Below are 18,174 nucleotides of genomic sequence, written 5' to 3' on the forward strand. Positions count from 1 at the left end.
TGTCACCGTAAAGGGTAAACAGCGCTATAAACAGCAGCAACAGCGGGATAAGATTTTTTTTAGGCATGGCAGTTTGGGAGTAGAGTTTGTGAAAGCACTTGGTTATATTTTGCCCTTGCACGGACAAAAAATATCAAAAACAGCTTAAGAAGAAAAATACACCCTGGCGGCTAAGCGGCCGCGCATACAGAAGGAAAGGCTGTTAGTCGTAATATCGTTTCCCCTGACATCGGAATCATAATTTTCCCAGTGCAGTGGGAGCTTCCCGTGTGGCTCCGCGCTCTCAGGAGCGAGCGGGACGCTACCACTCAAGTATAATTCTGATGTTACCTTATTTGATATTACTACAAGTCTTAATCATTAGTTATTAGCTCATGACTAATGACTAATGGCTACTTATTCCCTTGAATAAAAGTTTCCACTACTGCATTAGTTTCCGGGGAAATTTCTGTTACGAGTCGCACTGGGATTGCTGATGTAGAAGCAAATTGCGCGTATTCTGGTGTTAGAAACACTGCATATTTGTCAGCTTCAGCAGTCAGTTGAGCGGCAGTAGCCAAACTTACAGCTTTAATATAATTGCGTATGCTAACAGCTTGGTCGCCGACAACTTCATCGCCGGTAATTCCTGTGCTTGGCCTGCGAAGTTGGTCTAAAGTTGTACTGGGATCTTTGACGCTTAAGTGGGTTCCTCCTACAAAACCGACTAGCCATTTGGGAGATGGAATTTTCGGAAAGCCGGCAATTTGTTCGGCTAAGGCGGGAGTTGTTTTGTCGGCAGAAGATGCTACTATTAATGTGGGAATCTTAATTTTACTTAAGCCAGTTTCTCCAAATAGTAATGATGCGATCGGATTCATGACGATCGCCCTTTTAATCCTTGCATCCCGCAATTGATACCGTTCTTCGGGCAATCCAGCCGCCGCGCACTGAATGCCTTCGCCCAAGCTAAACCCAATCAAATCCCCCTGACACCGCTGTTTAAGTCCGCTTAATTGCAGTTCGGCACCGGCCAAGGACAAGGCTGTGGCCCCGCCAAAGGAATAGCCAATGATCATAGATCGCTCGATCGCAATTTTTCCCTGCAAATTATCATCAGTTTGGTTCAATTTTGTCAGTTCGTCGAGTACAAAACTGATGTCTTTGGGACGGTCTAAAAACTCTTGAGGGGCTAGCAAGGGACACTTCCCCGCCATCGCAGCATTGGTATTCGTCTCGTTGCTGCCCGGATGTTCTAAAGCTGCTACCACATAGCCGTGAGACGCCAAATGCTCGGCTAAGTAGCGCAAATCCGTGCGGACGGAACCCAAACCGTGAGAAAAGACGATCGTCGGTTTGTCGGCTGTCGCAGCTTCCGACCAGTACACGTCAACCGGAATAGGTCGATTGCGGGCGCTATCGTTCAAATCTAGCGCCCGTACCTGCACGGAATTAGGGCCTGGCTGGGTGGGATCGAAAGGCAGGTTAAACGCGGGTTTAACTGGTGCTAACTGAGGTGCGATCGCCGCCATAAACCGCTGAGTTTGCCAAAAACTTACGTTCAAATTTCCCAAAACTGCGAAAGCTCGATCGAGATCCACCACGACCCGCGAGCTGGGATAAGATTCAATGAAACTCAATATCGATAAGCCTTCCGGCGCGTTTGCTCCCTGCACCAGAGCGGCTCGCAGCGCTTCCACACCCCCACCGTCGCCCCTGGGTATGACAGTAGTCAAATCCGTCAGGATGGCAGTGCCGATGCCCGTATTTAGCAAGTTGCTCAGGCCGACTACATTTAGGGGAATTTTCGCTTGCAGTGCTCGAAAGATTTTACTCCGCTGTTCGGAGGACAGGAGATTGGCGTAAGCTTGCAGTCTTGCTGGGACTTTTCCAGTTTTTGCGAGTTCGCGCAAATCTGCAACCGATATCGAGGATTCTAAAATACCTTTGCGGACAACAACAGTTTCAGCAGCTTTTACAGGGGATGTCACGTCGCTGAAAGGATTAATCGAGATTGAACCCAAAACACTCGCCACCGAAGAAAACCATCTGAAAGTTGGTCGGATGCTCATTTTTACCTTATTGAACTAGAGGGGATACATCACCATATTCTCAAAATTCTCCCAGATACTGAGAAATTGTCTAGTTTGAGGTGCGATCGTCAAGGCCTCTGGGCATATTTAGTTGGCGATCGCACATTCCGTACCTAAGTGCACTTCTTGTGCGGGTGCTAATGATGATGAGTTGAAGGATTTTTTCATCTGACGAGCCAAAAATACAAACTTCGCGAGTTAAAAGAGCGATCTAGTGTATTCCCGAACCGCACAAAGGTGCGGAAATTTTGCTAGCAATTCCGTTGGATTAGGATTAAATATAAGACTTACACAATTGCCACAAATAGGGCTTAAATTTTAGGTATGTAGTTGCGCTTTAGCGCTCTTTCTTAGCTTAGGAAAGAGCGCTGAAGCGCAACTACATACCTTTGTTTAATTTGCCAGTTGGCTTTAGTCCTAAAATCTTAACCGCAGATGAATCCAGCTACATAAAATCATCTGCGGTTACAATATTCCTCAAGATACAGGAAAATAAACAACAAGCATCGAAATATTTTGGTGAGTCCGGGCGATCGCTTCCGGTTCTTTGAGAGTTCCCGGTTTTTCCCACAAATTCTGGTGAGAAATTGTTGTTAAAATCAGCAAATCGTGTTCTAACAAATTCTGCGAAACTAGCTTGATAAAATTGCCCCGCACCCGATTTACTGGTATCTCAGAAAGAATTTCCACCTCCGCCGCACTTTTGTTGCTTTGTTCCCGTTTTGTCGCCACCAACAACACTTGCAAAGTCGCCTTGAGTTCGTCGGCCAAACTCTTAGCAATATCCACGGTTTCCTGAAATCCAAACCGAGTCAACTCGCTGTCAGTTACCGCCAAAATAATTCTGGCTGTATTCTGGATAGGATCGGGAAATCGAGCAATCAGTACGGGTACGGGCGATCGCCTCACTATATTGTCAATGATGCTGCCAAAAAAATTGTCGCGAGTCGTGGAAAATCCCTTCCAACCGCAAACTATTAAACTAGCCTCGCGTTCGGTTGCACTCCGCAGAATTCCGCGATCGATCGCATCATCTATCCTCGCGATCGGTTCCACCGCACAAGCAGCAGCATGGGCCACAGTTTCCGCAGCCGTCAAAAGTTGAGTTTGCTGCATTTTATCTGCAGGTGAAATTGCTTCCCCGCGATCGGACAAAATATGCAGCGGCAGCAAAGTTCCCTGAGAGCTTTTTGCTAAAATCAAAGCCAAACGCAGCAAATTATCTTCTGTATTGGGATTAGCAACCGGCACTAAAACTCGTTCTCCCCATGAACGCTTTCCCGAAGTAGGAGTCGGCAAACTCGACTCCGGCTGCTGCATTTCTTGACCCCACCGAGATACAATCCAAGGAGAAGCCACACAAGTTACTAAAATCATGGCAATGATGCCGTTCACCGTTACGCGATCGACCAATTTAATCTCAAAAGCAACCGTAATTGCAGCCAAAGTAGAAGCAGCTTGAGCAGCAGAAAGACCGAACATTACCATAATGTTTGGAAACTTAAAACCAAATATTTTCCCCGGTATCCAAGCTGCCAAAAACTTGCTCCCCAATTCTGCTAAAATCATCACCCCCGCCACCAACAAAGACTGCGGCTGCTTCACCAAAATTAGCGGGTCAATTAACATCCCCACAGAAATCAGAAAAAACGGCACAAACAGCGTATTCCCAATAAACTCAATCCGATTCATCAGCGGACTCATTTTGGGGATGATTTGAGTAATGGCAATTCCCGATAAAAACGCACCAATAATTGCCTCAATCTCAATCATTTCGGCTGCGTAAGAAACTAGAAATAGGGTGGCCAATACAAATATAAATTCGGCATTTTCGTCGTGTCCGAATTTCTTAAAAAACCAGCGACCGATTTTGGGGACTCCCCACAAAGTAGCAAAAGTGTAGATAGCAAGAGATGGAATGAGAACCAGCCAAAAATCTAGAGTGAGATTTCCTTTGTAAGCTTTGACAACAATTGCCAGCACCAACAGTCCCAACACATTCGTAATTAAAGTCCCGCCCAAAGTCGTAGTAATAGTCTGAGTTCGCATCAATCCCAATTTTGTGAGAATTGGTAGGGCTAAAAGCGTGTGCGTAGCGAAACAAGAAGCGACTAAAATTGCAGCCAGCCAGCTATATCCCAACAGCAGCATCGCTCCCGTGCCCAATATCATCGGCAAGGAAAAAGTAGCCAGCCCAAATATAACAGCTTTGTCTGCATTGAGTTTGAGGTCATCGAGGCTAGTTTCTAGTCCCGCTAGGAACATCAAAAATAGCAATCCTACAGTACCTAACAAAACAATAGTAGCGTCCCGTTGCAGCAAATTGAGACCGTTGGGCCCGACAATTACGCCGGCAATAATTAAACCGACGATTCCCGGCAGCCGCAAGCGCTCAAATAACAGCGGTGCGAGTAGCATGATTGCTAAAAGAACTAGGAAAACGGGAACAGGGGCGGTAATTGGCCCGGAAGTTAACATGAATTTTTTACCCTACATATTGGCAGCGAACTGGTACCACTTTTAAAATAAAACCCTCAAAATATCTATCAATCTAAAGAGGTATTCTCAATATTTTACAGCGTAATTGGTAATAAGTTGGACTGGGCGGGAAAAACCGGGTTTATTGGTAAAATACGGGTTTGATGACGAGAAATTTCTGAAAAAAACCTGGTTTCTAGTTCCCCGCACACAAGTCCTGATTTGGAATAATACCCATAAAAAAGGGAAACGTGCTTTTATCCCTTACCTTTCTCTATTTAAAATCTAACACCGGGAAAGGTTTCGCCGCTTCCATCTGCGCCGCTAAAGCAATTAAAGTTGCTTCCGCTGCGGGCCGCCCGATAATTTGAATACCCACGGGTAAACCGTTGTTATCTAAAATAGCAGGAAGTGCGATCGCAGGCAAACCGCTAGCATTAAATGGCGGACAAGGAGCAACCCAATTAATAATCCGCTGCAAAGTTTCCTCACAACTCAAATCCGCCCACTCTCCAACCCGGATTGGCGAGTGCATATAAGTGGGCAAAACTAAGACATCAAATTTTTCAAAGAATCCCACAATCCGCCGTGAAATAACCTGCATTTGATTCACCGCCCGCAAATATTCCCCAGCCGAAACTGTTCTTTCCAACAGCCAGCGATTCATCGGTTCCAAAACTTTGCTGGGAATGCCGCTTGCACCCGCCCCAGACTGCCAAATGACTGTAAAGGGTTCGATTAAACCCGTAAAATCGGGGCATCCCGGTTCGACATCGTGACCCAAATCTGCCAATAATTTTACGGTATCAAGTACCGCTTGCTGACACACAGGCGCTGCCTCACCCACGGGAGCAATATTGGTAGAAAAAGCAATTCGCAGCTTGCCCAATTTTTCACTGGCAGCCTTTAGAAACGTGGGATTTTGGTCTGGTAGCCAGTACGGATCGCCGGTTGTGTACCCTGACATCACGTCTAAAAGTGCGGCCGCGTCAGCTACGGTACGCGCTAGAGGGCCGTTGGTAGAAATTCCGCTCAGGTAATCTCCGACAGGTGCCCAGGAAACTCGCCCCCGCGAGGGTTTAATGCCGACTAAACCGCAGGCGGAAGCTGGGCCTCGGATCGAACCGCCGCCGTCTGAACCTTGGGCGATCGCGCATAAACCGGCCGCTACAGCCGCTGCTGAGCCGCCGCTGGAACCTCCGGGCGTGTAGCCTAAATTCCAGGGATTGCGGGCGGGCCGGAAACCTGGGGGCTCGGTGTAAGGCAATGAGCCGATTTGAGAGGTTGCTGTTTTGCCCAGAATGTTAAATCCGGCTGCTTTGATTCGCCAGACTACTGACTCGTTGTAGGGAGATATGTTACTGTGCAACGCCTGAACTCCATAAGTACAGGGAATGTCGGCAACTGGTGTCAAGTCTTTGATGCCGATCGGCACTCCGAAAAATGGCGGCAATTCCTCTGACTTGTTTAAGCCTGCTAGGTGTTCGGTTTGCGCTGTCGCTAGTTCGATCGCCCGATCAGCCGTTACTGTAAAATAACTACCAAGCTGATGGTTTAATCGATCGATCCGTTCCAAGTACAGATTGACAATTTCTAGAGGCGATACTTCCCGATCACGGATAGACTTCGCTAATTCTAGGGCTGGAGTAAAAGCCTGATCGACAGAATTCATCCGTTTAACTCCTTAATAGTTGGGCAAAGTATAATTTAATGCTGTTGAGTTGCGGCAAACTCTTGTCCTTAAGAAATTTATCCAAAAAAGTCAAAAATCCATATTTGATCATATATCGAGAGTGATGGCATCCTCCAATTGGCAGAATATTTCCTTAGTAGTGCAGCACTACGACCCCCTCTTGGGATAGACTGAGAACAACAGTTAAGCTTTTGTGCAAGAGACGCTCTTCGGGCGATCGGCATTGTTCAACTCCCACAAATCATCTGTTCGAGTCAGCCTTCTCACCAACTTAAGGTAGCGCATATGACACAACAGCATCCGCCAGCTCCTCGCCCGCCCGTACCCGGAGCCCCCCCACCACCAGGAATGCCCCGCCCTCCTGCTCCCGGAATGCCCCCCAGAGCAGCAGGAATGCCACCAGCACCCCCGCCCGCACCAGCACCAGCACCGCCGCCTGCACCAGCGCCCCAATCCTTCGCCACACCTAAAGGCCAGAGCTCTAGCAGCGGCGGAGTTCCGAGTTTGAAAGAGCTAGTAATCCGAGCCAAAGAAGAAGGAGTATCCGACCTTCACCTCGGAGTAAACGAATTCCCCCGCTTCCGCACGCGGGGCGAGATTGCCGACATCGGCTATCCACCGACGGATTTAGATACGTTTTTTGGCTGGCTGCGCGAGTGCATGAGCGATGAAGAAATAGAAAGTTTCCAAAAAACCCTAGACTTTGATGGCGCTTTCGACTTCGGCTTCGTCCGCATTCGGATCAGTTGCATGGACTCCTTGGCCGGCCCGGCGATGGTGCTGCGGCTAATTCCTGCCAAAATATTGACAATGGAGGAATTGAAGCTGCCTGAGGTATTTAAGAAAATATGCGGCTACCACAAAGGGCTGATTTTGGTGACGGGCCCGACAGGTTCGGGCAAGTCTACCACCTTGGCGGCGATGATCGACTACATCAATAAGAATAAAGCCTACAACATCATCACGATCGAAGACCCGGTAGAATTCGTACACGAAAGCAAAAAATCCTTGATCAAGCACCGCGAAGTCGGCCGGCACACCCTCAAGTTTATGAATGCTCTCAAAGGCGCTCTGCGACAAGACCCGGATATGCTGCTAGTCGGAGAAATTCGGGACAGAGAGACGGTGGAAATCGCCCTCAAAGCCTCTCAAACCGGTCACTTAGTTGCAGGAACCCTGCACACTAACAGTGCGATTAAAACCCTGAACCGGATTCTGGATATGTTCGGGGCGGAAGAACAAGAGGCCATACGGGTTTCAATTTCCGAATCCTTAGTGGCAATTATTGCTCAACTGCTGTGCAAAACCACAGACGGGAAGCGGGCTGCTTTCCACGACGTTATGATCAATACCGACGTGGTTAAGGAATACATTCTGAAGGGGCAGAATGAGGAAATCAATCAAATCATGATCAAAGATACTTATGAAGGCATGACGACGATGAATAAGTCGCTCTACGGCCTTTATCAAGAAGGTCGGATTACTGAAGAACTTTGTGTAGAGAACTCGCCGTTCCCGAACGAAATGGCTCAGATGCTTCGGGGTCGAGTCTAAAGGTGGAGTGTTAACAGTTAACAGTTGACTGTTAACTGTTAACTTTAATTGGTGTACTGAATTGAAAGTCGATCGCCCGATTTTGCCAGAATTTTTCAAAGGCATTGCACTATTTACGCCAGGGGGAGACTTAATCTATTGCATAGATCCCCGCAAGCAAACTCAGTGGCACTTGCAGTTGTGCGTAGCTCTACAGGAGATCCTCGGTTTGTCGGAACCGCCGCATTTTCTGATACCTTGCTATACGGCAACTGTTGACTGCTGGATCGATCGCACCGATCGACAGTTGCGGGTTGCAGCCGAGGCATACCCCCCCGTGCTGCGACATCAAACGCTACTAAATGCCATTTTTGGCACTGCTGACTTGGTTTGGGAAGCCCGCAGCGAAGAAATTTGCGAACCAATGGCGATCGCAACTTATCACGAACAATTCCCCGAACTTTGGGAAAATCACGACTTAGTTATACAGTATGCCAGCCCCGAAGCTCGATCGGACTGGAGTAGTTCGATCGTAACTCCCTTGGGCTTTCCGCTATTGCAGCAGACTCGGCTTCCCAAACCAACAGCACTCACCCCACCGCCACAAACTCAAGGGTACGTTTTGCGTCTGTTTGTTTCCGGCAGCAACCCCAGCACCGAACGCACCCTCGAAAATTTACACCAGTTTTTAGAGCAATGCCTCGATCGTCCCTACACTTTAAAAGTAATTGATGTTTTGAAACATCCAGAACAAGCTGAGGCAGATCAGATTTCAGCAACTCCTACTTTGATTAAAATCTGGCCGAAACCGGTGCGACGAATTGTTGGCGAATTGAACGATGATGAAAAAATAGTGCGGCTGCTGACCTATTCGGAATTTTAGATGGGGGCGAGGATTTTTGCGATTATTTAATACTGGCGATCGCACACATTGTATCTGTAGGGTGCGCACTGCGCACCTTACCCCTGCTTGGGGCGGAGCATACCATTTTTTGGCCTTATTCCTATCTCCGAAAGAGATGCTCCCAAAGCCCATCGGCTTAATCAGGAAGACAAACATCAGGAGGGCACAAACTGGGGAAATCCAAAGTTGTGACTTCCAGCGTATCCAACTCAACTCTCCGAATTACATGATTGTTCGTATCAGCAACAAACAAATGAGGCCCGATCGCACTCAACCCTGAAGGTTCAAAAAATCGAGCCTTGAGACCTTTAGCATCAACCAAACCTGCTGTACCATCTCCAATCATGGTTCTGCACGTACCGCCCCGGTGGTCGATCCGCTTAATTTTGTGATTGTAAGTATCAGCCACCCAGAGGTAATTTTGAGCGTATTCAACACCCAAACAGTGCTGCAACCTTACCTCATCAGCGCGACCATCTTTATCCCCAAAACCAAACAATTCACCGCTACCGCAGACAGTTCGCACCTTCGGGTCTTCATCAATACCCACAGCACGAATCGAACTAATTTCGCTGTCAGCAACAAACAACTCCGATCGATCCGTAGAGAGGCCGCTGGGCTGAGAAAAAGCAGAATCTGCAAGATTCCCGTCAACACAGGATTCTCTGCCAATACCCGCATAAGTGCCAATCGTGCCAGTGTCTAACTGCATTTCCCAAATCTGGTGCGAACCCGCCATTGCAATAAAAAGTCTATTTCCAACTCTTTCTAAATCCCAAGGCGAATTCAATTGCGTTTCTAAACCCTTGCCGCTGGGGGGTGAAATTTCGTGACTTTGTTCGCCCGTACCAGCAACAGTTTCTACCCGTTGAGTCGTAAAATCAATCTTTCTGAGAGCATGATTTTCCGTATCAGCAATATATAGAATTTGACTTTCTGCATCAAAAGCCATACCTTGAGGTGCAAAAAACTCAGCCTCTTCAAAGTCCCCATCAGTTAAACCCGGTTTGCCGCTACCGATGACGTGCAGCACCTCACCTTCGAGGGTGCTGACAACAATCCTATTGTGGCCGGAATCTGCAATAAATAAGCAAGAACCGACTAAGTTTTGTATAACTGAATTAGCAGGTCCGGGCAATACAGTTTCATCTACAGATTCATTTTCCTGACTCATTTCGCCCAAAAGCGCGCCCTGTTGGTGAAGCTGTTTTGCCTCCGTTGCAGCGATCGCAAATGCCAGCACTTTACCGGGAAAAGCCAGCGGTGTTGATACAGGTTTGCGCTGTTTTTCTAAGCTAAAACTGAGTTGTTTAAAGTTGAGTGCATTTTTATCTTTGTATTCAGCAATTAACTTGCCAACTAACTCGTCAAGTGCTTCTCTATTGCCTTCGCCGGAAACAAAGCCGACGACATAACTTTCAGGATCGATCACCATTAAAGTCGGCCAAGCGCGAACGGCATAGCTTTGCCAAACTTTCATGCCACTGTCTACAATTACCGGATGTTCGATATCGTAGCGGAGGATAGCTTGGCGGATGTTTTCTACTTCTTTTTCGTTTTCAAATTTGGCTGAGTGAACGCCGATAACCGTGAGGGAATCTTTATATTTTTGTTCGAGGTATTTTAAGTCTGGGAGGACGTGCAAGCAGTTGATGCAGCAGTACGTCCAGAAGTCGAGGAGGACGACCCGCCCTTTTAAGGATTCAATGGATAAAGGTTTTTCGGTGTTCAACCAGGGGTATTTTACGGGGAATTCTGGTGCTCTGACGCGAGGCATGGGATCTCCTTGGTGGGGCGTGAATGATTTTTTACCTTCTTTAATTTAGCGGGAAGTTTGGCAGGATGGGGGAAAAGGGAGGTTGAGTCCGGGAACCGCTTGAGGACATAGGCGATACGCCCGTGCCACAAGAGGAGGGGGAGGGGGCGATCGCACGGGAGTGTTTTTTTGACTGCCGATCGCTCTTGCCACCTTAATTGACGGCTGTTGCGGTCTAAAATACCAAATTTACAAGTTCTCGATCTTACTTTTCTCTGTTGATATTTTCCATAACTACCAATGCCCCGTTAATTTTGTCCGGGTCGATCGCATCTGTCATTGAGTTAACCCACAGATTGATATTCTGCGGTTCCCCTTGCAAAGGCAATAGGACGCGATCGGGGTAATATTGCTCTCGACCTTCGTCGCTTTGAGGTGACAAAGCAGCATTTAACCATTCAGCGAAATTATCATTTTTTAGTTTAATTAAATCCCCCAAACTTACACCTTCTTTGAGTTCGGCATTGCTAGCACCTAGCAATTGCTTTGCCCGATTGTTGGCTGTGATGATATTTCCCTTTTTATCGGTGGAGATGATTGCATTCGGGAGCGATCGCAGTACATCTTTATGTCTTGTTTCTTGTTGTTTGACCTCGGAAAACAGCATAGCATTTTGCAATGCAACACCCGCTTGGATGTTAAACGCCTGCATAAATTCTATGTCGTTGCGACTAAAACTCGCTTTAAACTGTTCAGGGGCGTGCGGCCAATCTGCCGGGTTGTAGGGCGGGAATTCTCCCTGTCGTTTTTTATTAACTAATTGGATGACGCCAATCAATTTTCTGTTTGAGTTAAACACTGGCATACACAGCATACTGCAAGTGCGGTAGCCGGATTTTTGATCTACTTCGGCTCTGGCGGCCCGGGGGTCGTCGTACATATCAAAGGGCATCAACAGCGGTTCGCCGGATTGAGCCACAATACCTGCAAAACCGGCGGTTCTGGGTATGCGAATTTCTTTAAGGTCGCCGGCGATGTTCGGGATTGTTGTCCACAGTTCGTCTTTATCTTCGTCGATCAGCCACAGGGTGCTGCGATCGGCGTTCATGAGTTCTTTTGCCTCATCCATCACCCTTTTTAGGGTATCTTCTAAGTCTAGGCTGCTCTGAGAAAGAGCCCCGATGGCATTGATTAGCGCCGTAACAGCGCACTGTCTCTGAGATGCCGCGTAGAAAGACTTGCAGGATTCTATACTTAAGCGAATCGAGGGAGCAAATTCTTTAAAAACTTGTTCGTCTTCTTCAGTAAATCCAGTCTTGTCGATTTTTTCGTGAATAGTAGTGTGATTTTCGCGATCGGGTTTCAGTTTATTAATGAGTTGAACCACTGCCACTAACTGCCCTGTTTTCTCATTGATAACGGGCATAACCAGCATTGTATAAGTGCGGTAGTCCGTTTTTTCATCCATTTTTTGGGCGTTAGCCGATCGCGCGTCGTTGTAAAAATCATAAGGAATGTTAACCACTTTTTTTTCTGTGGCTGCTTCTCCTGCGATGCCCACGTGGGCGGGAACTCTGATTTCTATGTTTTTGCCATTCTCATCTTTGGCAACTATCGCCCACAGTTCGTTATGTTCTTCATCTAATATAAAAATTGTAGCTCGATCTGCATTCAACAAATCCCCTGTTTTTAATGTGATGGAAGACAACATTTCATTAAGAATGCGATCGCAGCCTTCTGGTTCAAGCAGCAGATCCAACATTGATAATATGTCGGGAAATCTTTGACAATTTCCACACTTATTATCCCCACAAACATTACTCAAAACAGATGTATAACTCTCCTTATCGAGTAGTGTTAAAATTTCCTCAAATTTACCTTCAGGTTCCATGAAATAACTCCAATAATAATTTTTAGATTTTACGCGATTTCAGGACAAATTATTAGCCGACAAGATTGCCAAACTCGCCAACTATCTTGAGTTTATCTGGGTTCATTGGCGTTCATCTACTGTTTTCCTCTGGCATCAAAAATTCATGCAATCTTGTCTAGGAAATATCTTGTAGGTTGGGTTTAACGCAACTTCAACCCAACCTATCTGAATAAAATTCGGTATGACAACTTTTTACCTAACAGCAACCGCCGCCATTATAATGCCAATTCGAATCAGTAATCAACACCCGATCCGGCATCAATCCCCCCAACTTCCCAGCCGTTTTATCACACACCGCCGCCGGAACTCCGCGCTGCAAAACGTGACCAGCACCGTCATCAAATAGCTCTTCAGAACCCGCATAAATCGCCGTCTTACCAGTAAAAATACAAGCGCCATCCGGGGGTATGTCCACTTTAAAAGACACTGAATCAAGGCTTTCTAACAGCAAATCCGCATCCAATTTGTAATTGTGTTTGTCCAGCAGCCGGTAAGGACGGCGCGCCCGGACTTCTACTTGCCCAAAGCCCACGTCTACAAGGTGTTGAACGTATTCTGCGTATGTCAGAGCACCCGACAAACACAAGGCCCGCAAGCGTTGGTCTTCTTTCAAATGTTGCGGAATGGGGCGAGTTGCGATCGGATCGCTCATCAACAACCGGCCACCCGGTTTTAAAACCCGATAAGTCTCTTTTAATGCTTTAGCTAAATCCGCCGGTTCAAAGATATTAAACAAGCAGTTTTGGGCGACAACATCGACAGAAGCATCGGGCATCGGCAACGCAAAAGCATCGCCTTCCCGAATTTCCACAAAACTCGGATCAAACCACTCATTCTCGTGGGCTGCCTTTTGCAAGTTGCGTGCCGCAGCTTCTCGCATTGCTGCAACCGGATCTACGGCAATTACTGCTCCCTTTTTTCTAGAGAAATAAGCAAATTGCAGCGCTTCCAAACCGCCGCCGACGCCTACATAAAGCACGGTTGGATTGCCGACAAGTTCGGCGGCGTGGACTGTTGTACCGCAGCCGTAATTCATCTCTTGCATTTGTTCGGGAATTTTTAATCCTGGCAGTTGCAAGGGGCTGCTTTGGACGCAACAAAGTCCGATTTGGGGAGTTTCGGCAACGTCGCTGTAGAATTTGGCTGCTGTTTCGAGGTAGGTCATTTTTTAGTGTCCTTTAATTTTTGACCGCAGATGGAGCACGGGCGGGACGCCCATGCCACAAAGAAGCCCAGAAAGTTTTTGTTAGGTGGCAAATTCGACTTTTTGTTCGGATTTGGGGGGATTTTCGGGTTGGGAAACAGTTGTTTTGGGATCTGCTAATTCCGTGGTTGGCTGGCTAGGAGTTTCAGCGGCAACTGGTGGCGTTGGCTGTACAAGATTGGGAGACTCTTCTGGTATCGCGGGAGCGACTACTTTTGGTACTGGAGCTTTTCCTGTTATTTCTGGCAGGGTTGGTGGCTCTGAAGGATTAGAAGGTTGGGGTTCTTCACGCAAGAAGTTGCGGAACCGATTGTAGTATCCTTTATATTCCTGTTTTTTTGCTTGGGGAGATGCTGTTGCGGTCGGTTCTATTATTTTAACTGGTGCAACAACTTTCGGGGTTTCTAACTGTGGAGTTGCTGTCGGTGTCGTTTCTATTACTTGAACTGGTTTTACAAGTTTGGGCGCTTCGAGTTGGGGGGTTGCTGTAGGTGTCGTTTCTATTACTTGAATGGGAGCAACTTCGGGAGCGACTGTTGGCTCTAAGCTGGGTTCGGTAACAGGGGTTTCTGGAACCGCTGGTGAGGGTGGGACAACTGGTGTTTTTTCTAATGCAGGTGTCGGTGTCGGTTCGGGGGTTGGGGTTGGTGTGGGAGCAGGGGCTTGGTAGGTGCGATCGACTATACCGCGAGTTTCTGCTGCTGTTAGTTCGCCCCGCACTAATTTTGAAAGAGGATCTTGACCGAGCGGTTGGAAATTGATCAGTCTGACTGTATTATTAAAGGCGTTTTTGACAATTTTTCCCCGTTCGTCAATTAATTCTAGCTGTACCCAGTTTTTCCCTGGTTTGAATCCTTTAAGATATATAGGTTGCCACTGGTCGATCGCAAAGCTTTGGCCGTTGACTGTGGCTCGAATTTTCCAATCAAGTATTTCATCTTGGGAATTTTCTTGCGCCACTTCGTGCGGGGGGGCATTTGTCAAGTAAAAGTCGAGCAGGATGGGTTCTGCCCCGTAGCTGCCTTGGGGGCTGTTGTACGTTAATAAGGGCAATGTTCGATCGGGATTATTGTCGTCTGTTTTGGTAAAAACGTGAAAGGTGGTTTGAGCTGCGGCACCTTCGTTTTTAAAGCTTTCTTCCCAAGGGCGAGCGGCGAACACCTGCAGGGTATGGGTTCCGGGTTCTAAGTCGGAGAGCGTTAAAGGTTGGTTGATGTCGTAAACTGCTGCATAAGGTTGGTTGTCTAATAAAACTTGCAGATGGGGGCCCAAACCCGAGTTTGCATCTTTGAAGATGGGGAAGTCCTTAACTTGGAAATGAACAGACACATTTATATCCTGAAGCACTTCGTCAGGTAATGGATTCAAAATACTAATTTGAGGCTGGTTGATTTCTAGAGCCTGACGCAGTTGTTGAATGGCTTCTGGGGGAGAAACCTCTGAGATTCTGTTTACTGGGGCGGGAGCTGAGCCGCTCTTGTTCCCTGATTTGGGCATTTCGGGATGGCCCGCGCCACAACTTGCTAAACCCCAAAATACTGCTGCTGCGCACAATGCCAGCAGCCTGCCCGTAACCGTTCTGTGCCAATTGATGCCAATCACGCAACCATACTCCTAGAAGCCTTCTCATAGGGAACTATAGCCCAAAACCGAATTTAGTATTGGGGAATTGCCGATCGGGAATTCGGGGCCCGTAGGAGCCCGGATTGAGGCTCCGTGGGCAACCCATCCGATCCGACTAATAACTCCTGCACCCATTTTCTTAAACATCTCTCTATAAATGAGTATTCCTCCATTCCCTAATCTTTGAGTTTTGTAAACTTAATGGCAATACCCCTTGACTTTTTTGAGGGGGTGTGGAAATTAAAGGGCTTATTACATCAAGAATTGAGGCTTTTTTAAGTATTGTTAACAAGCGATTAATACTTCTCAGAGCAGGCTTATAATTCATAAAACTCCCTCAAAAGGAGCAGCCGTATCAATCCTGAAATCAATCTTGAATCAAGGAGGCGATCGGCGGCTCCAGATAGCGAGAAGAGTTGGCAGTACCCAGGGACATTGTTAGCGACACTGGGGAACTGGCTTCTTCAAAGAAGCAAAATGCTTGGGGAGACGATGCACCTGCGTCTAACTCTGCAAAGAGTGAAGTGCAAGCAGTGTCGGCTTTCCCGAGAATCCCCGCCCGCTTTAGGACGGGGAGTGTCAGATACAGTATTCAGTTCTCGTTCCTTGTCTTACCGAGAGGAGAGTCTTCATGACCATTAGTCCTCCAGAGCGAGAGGTAAAAGTTAGAGTAGTAGTCGATAAGAATCCGGTTCCAACTTCTTTCGAGAAGTGGTCAAAACCAGGTCATTTCGATCGCACTCTAGCTAAGGGGCCAAAAACCACCACTTGGATTTGGAACCTCCACGCTAACGCTCACGACTTCGACAGTCATACAAGTGACTTAGAAGACGTTTCGCGCAAAATCTTTAGCGCTCACTTCGGCCACTTGGCAGTAATTTTCGTATGGTTGAGCGGCGCATATTTCCACGGCGCTAAATTCTCCAACTACGAAGCTTGGCTGACAGATCCTACAGCCATCAAGCCCAGCGCTCAAGTGGTTTGGCCGATTTTTGGTCAAGAAATTTTAAATGCAGATGTAGGCGGCGGCTTTCACGGAATTCAAATCACCTCTGGTCTGTTTCAACTGTGGCGCGCCAATGGCATCACTAACTCATACCAGCTATATTGCACTGCGATCGGCGCTTTGGTAATGGCAGCTTTGATGCTATTTGCCGGTTGGTTCCACTATCACGTCCGCGCTCCGAAACTGGAATGGTTTCAGAACGTAGAATCGATGATGAACCACCACTTGGCAGGTTTGCTAGGCTGTGGATGCTTGGGCTTTGCAGGACAACAAATTCACGTTGCTCTGCCGATAAATGCTTGCATGGACGCGATCGATGCAGGCTCACCCCTGACAGTGGGCGGCAAGCTGATTAAAACAGTTGCTGATATCCCCCTGCCGCATGAGTGGATTTTGACACCGGGCTTGATGGCTGACATCTACCCGAGTTTCGCAAAAGGTTTAACCCCCTTCTTCACCCTCAACTGGGGCGCATACGCAGACTTCCTGACCTTCAAAGGCGGTCTGAACCCCACTACAGGCGGTTTGTGGCTGACAGATACAGCGCACCACCACTTAGCTTTGGCAGTGCTGTTCATCGTCGCCGGACACTTCTATCGCACGAACTGGGGCATTGGCCACAGCTTCAAAGAAGTTCTGGAAGCTCACAAAGGCCCTTTCACTGGCGAAGGCCACAAAGGGATGTACGAAGTCTTCACACAGTCTTGGCACGCCCAACTGTCGTGGAACTTGGCCTGGATGGGCTCTATCAGCATCATCGTGGCTCACCACATGTACGCGATGCCTCCGTATCCGTACATCGCAACCGACTACCCGACTCAGCTATCCCTGTTCACCCACCACATGTGGATTGGCGGATTCCTGATTGTTGGAGCAGCGGCTCACGCAGCAATTTTCATGGTGCGAGATTACAATCCGACTCAGCACGTTAATAACTTGCTCGATCGTGTAATCCGCCACAGAGATGCAATCATCTCTCACCTCAACTGGGTTTGCATATTCTTAGGCTTCCACAGCTTTGGTTTGTACGTTCACAACGATACAATGCGGGCTTTCGGTCGTCCTCAAGATTTGTTCTCAGATACTGGTATTCAATTGCGTCCGATATTTGCCCAGTGGGTGCAAAACATCCACGCTTTGGCTCCGGGAACAACAGCGCCTAATGCTACGGAAATCGTCAGCCACGCTTTTGGCGGCGGTGCAGTAGTAGTCGCGGGCAAAATAGCGATGATGCCGATCGAATTGGGTACGGCGGACTTCTTAATCCACCACATCCACGCTTTCACAATTCACGTTACAGTCCTGATTCTTTTGAAGGGCGTGTTGTTTGCACGCAGTTCACGCTTGGTTCCTGACAAAGGTAACTTGGGCTTCCGGTTCCCTTGCGACGGCCCTGGCCGTGGCGGCACCTGCCAAGTATCCGGTTGGGATCACGTTTTCCTCGGCTTGTTCTGGATGTACAACTGCATCTCGATCGTGATTTTCCACTTTAGCTGGAAAATGCAGTCGGACGTGTGGGGAACAGTATCGCCAGACGGCACCATTTCTCACATCACCGGCGGCAACTTCGCACAAAGTGCGATCACGATTAACGGCTGGCTGCGGGACTTCCTGTGGGCGCAAGCTTCTCAGGTAATTCAGTCCTACGGTTCGGCACTGTCGGCCTACGGTCTGATGTTCCTAGCCGGACACTTCGTATTCGCTTTCAGCTTGATGTTCCTGTTCAGCGGCCGCGGCTACTGGCAAGAACTGATTGAGTCCATTGTTTGGGCTCATAACAAACTCAAAGTGTCTCCGTCGATTCAGCCTCGCGCTCTGAGCATTATTCAGGGTCGGGCAGTGGGTGTAGCTCACTACCTCCTGGGAGGAATTGTCACTACTTGGGCATTCTTCCTAGCGCGAATCATCTCGGTAGGGTAAACTACCTTTAGGTTTTGGATTCAGGATTTGGGAGCAATCTCAAACCCAGAAT

General features: G+C 47.8%; 10 protein-coding genes. 3 read left to right on the forward strand and 7 right to left on the reverse strand.

What is annotated here, in order from left to right:
- Positions 1-392: 392 nt before the first annotated feature.
- The 3 genes from QUA44_RS03885 to QUA44_RS03895 form a co-directional block, all read right to left on the reverse strand.
- A complete protein-coding gene (locus QUA44_RS03885) occupies positions 393-2,051 on the reverse strand; it encodes an alpha/beta hydrolase (RefSeq protein WP_333248294.1) in 1,659 nt (552 codons plus the stop codon).
- Positions 2,052-2,549: 498 nt separating this feature from the next.
- Positions 2,550-4,550, reverse strand: a complete 2,001-nt coding sequence (locus QUA44_RS03890; protein ID WP_333248292.1) for a cation:proton antiporter domain-containing protein — start codon at positions 4,548-4,550, stop codon at positions 2,550-2,552.
- A 274-nt stretch (positions 4,551-4,824) separates the two neighbouring features.
- Complete coding sequence (locus QUA44_RS03895) at positions 4,825-6,222, reverse strand: amidase (RefSeq protein WP_333248290.1); 1,398 nt, start codon at positions 6,220-6,222, stop codon at positions 4,825-4,827.
- A 306-nt stretch (positions 6,223-6,528) separates the two neighbouring features.
- Here QUA44_RS03895 and QUA44_RS03900 point away from each other — a divergent pair, with 306 nt between their 5' ends.
- On the forward strand, positions 6,529-7,797 hold the full coding sequence (locus tag QUA44_RS03900) for a type IV pilus twitching motility protein PilT (RefSeq protein WP_333248288.1): 1,269 nt from the start codon (positions 6,529-6,531) through the stop codon (positions 7,795-7,797).
- A gap of 61 nt (positions 7,798-7,858) precedes the next feature.
- The gene (locus tag QUA44_RS03905; protein WP_333248286.1) at positions 7,859-8,659 is read left to right on the forward strand and encodes a circadian clock KaiB family protein; all 801 of its coding nucleotides are present in this window, start codon (positions 7,859-7,861) and stop codon (positions 8,657-8,659) included.
- 157 nt (positions 8,660-8,816) lie between these two features.
- Here QUA44_RS03905 and QUA44_RS03910 read toward each other — a convergent pair whose 3' ends face one another.
- The 4 genes from QUA44_RS03910 to QUA44_RS03925 all read right to left on the reverse strand — a co-directional run bounded on the left by QUA44_RS03910 (position 8,817) and on the right by QUA44_RS03925 (position 15,175).
- Positions 8,817-10,457 (reverse strand): thioredoxin-like domain-containing protein, encoded by a 1,641-nt coding sequence (locus tag QUA44_RS03910; protein ID WP_333248284.1) that lies wholly within the window; start codon positions 10,455-10,457, stop codon positions 8,817-8,819.
- 244 nt (positions 10,458-10,701) lie between these two features.
- Positions 10,702-12,327 carry a GAF domain-containing protein gene (locus QUA44_RS03915; protein WP_333248282.1) on the reverse strand — a complete coding sequence of 542 codons (1,626 nt, stop codon included), beginning with the start codon at positions 12,325-12,327 and terminating at the stop codon, positions 10,702-10,704.
- A 238-nt stretch (positions 12,328-12,565) separates the two neighbouring features.
- Positions 12,566-13,534: an arsenosugar biosynthesis arsenite methyltransferase ArsM gene (gene arsM / locus QUA44_RS03920; RefSeq protein WP_333248281.1), complete on the reverse strand. Its 969-nt coding sequence runs from the start codon at positions 13,532-13,534 to the stop codon at positions 12,566-12,568.
- 81 nt (positions 13,535-13,615) lie between these two features.
- The gene (locus tag QUA44_RS03925) at positions 13,616-15,175 is read right to left on the reverse strand and encodes a hypothetical protein (protein ID WP_333248279.1); all 1,560 of its coding nucleotides are present in this window, start codon (positions 15,173-15,175) and stop codon (positions 13,616-13,618) included.
- A 652-nt stretch (positions 15,176-15,827) separates the two neighbouring features.
- Between QUA44_RS03925 and psaA the strand changes: the two genes are divergently transcribed.
- Positions 15,828-18,122, forward strand: a complete 2,295-nt coding sequence (gene psaA, locus QUA44_RS03930; RefSeq protein WP_333248277.1) for a photosystem I core protein PsaA — start codon at positions 15,828-15,830, stop codon at positions 18,120-18,122.
- Positions 18,123-18,174: the final 52 nt, after the last annotated feature.

This window comes from Microcoleus sp. N9_A2 (genome assembly GCF_036701775.1).
Lineage (GTDB): Bacteria > Cyanobacteriota > Cyanobacteriia > Cyanobacteriales > Microcoleaceae > Microcoleus.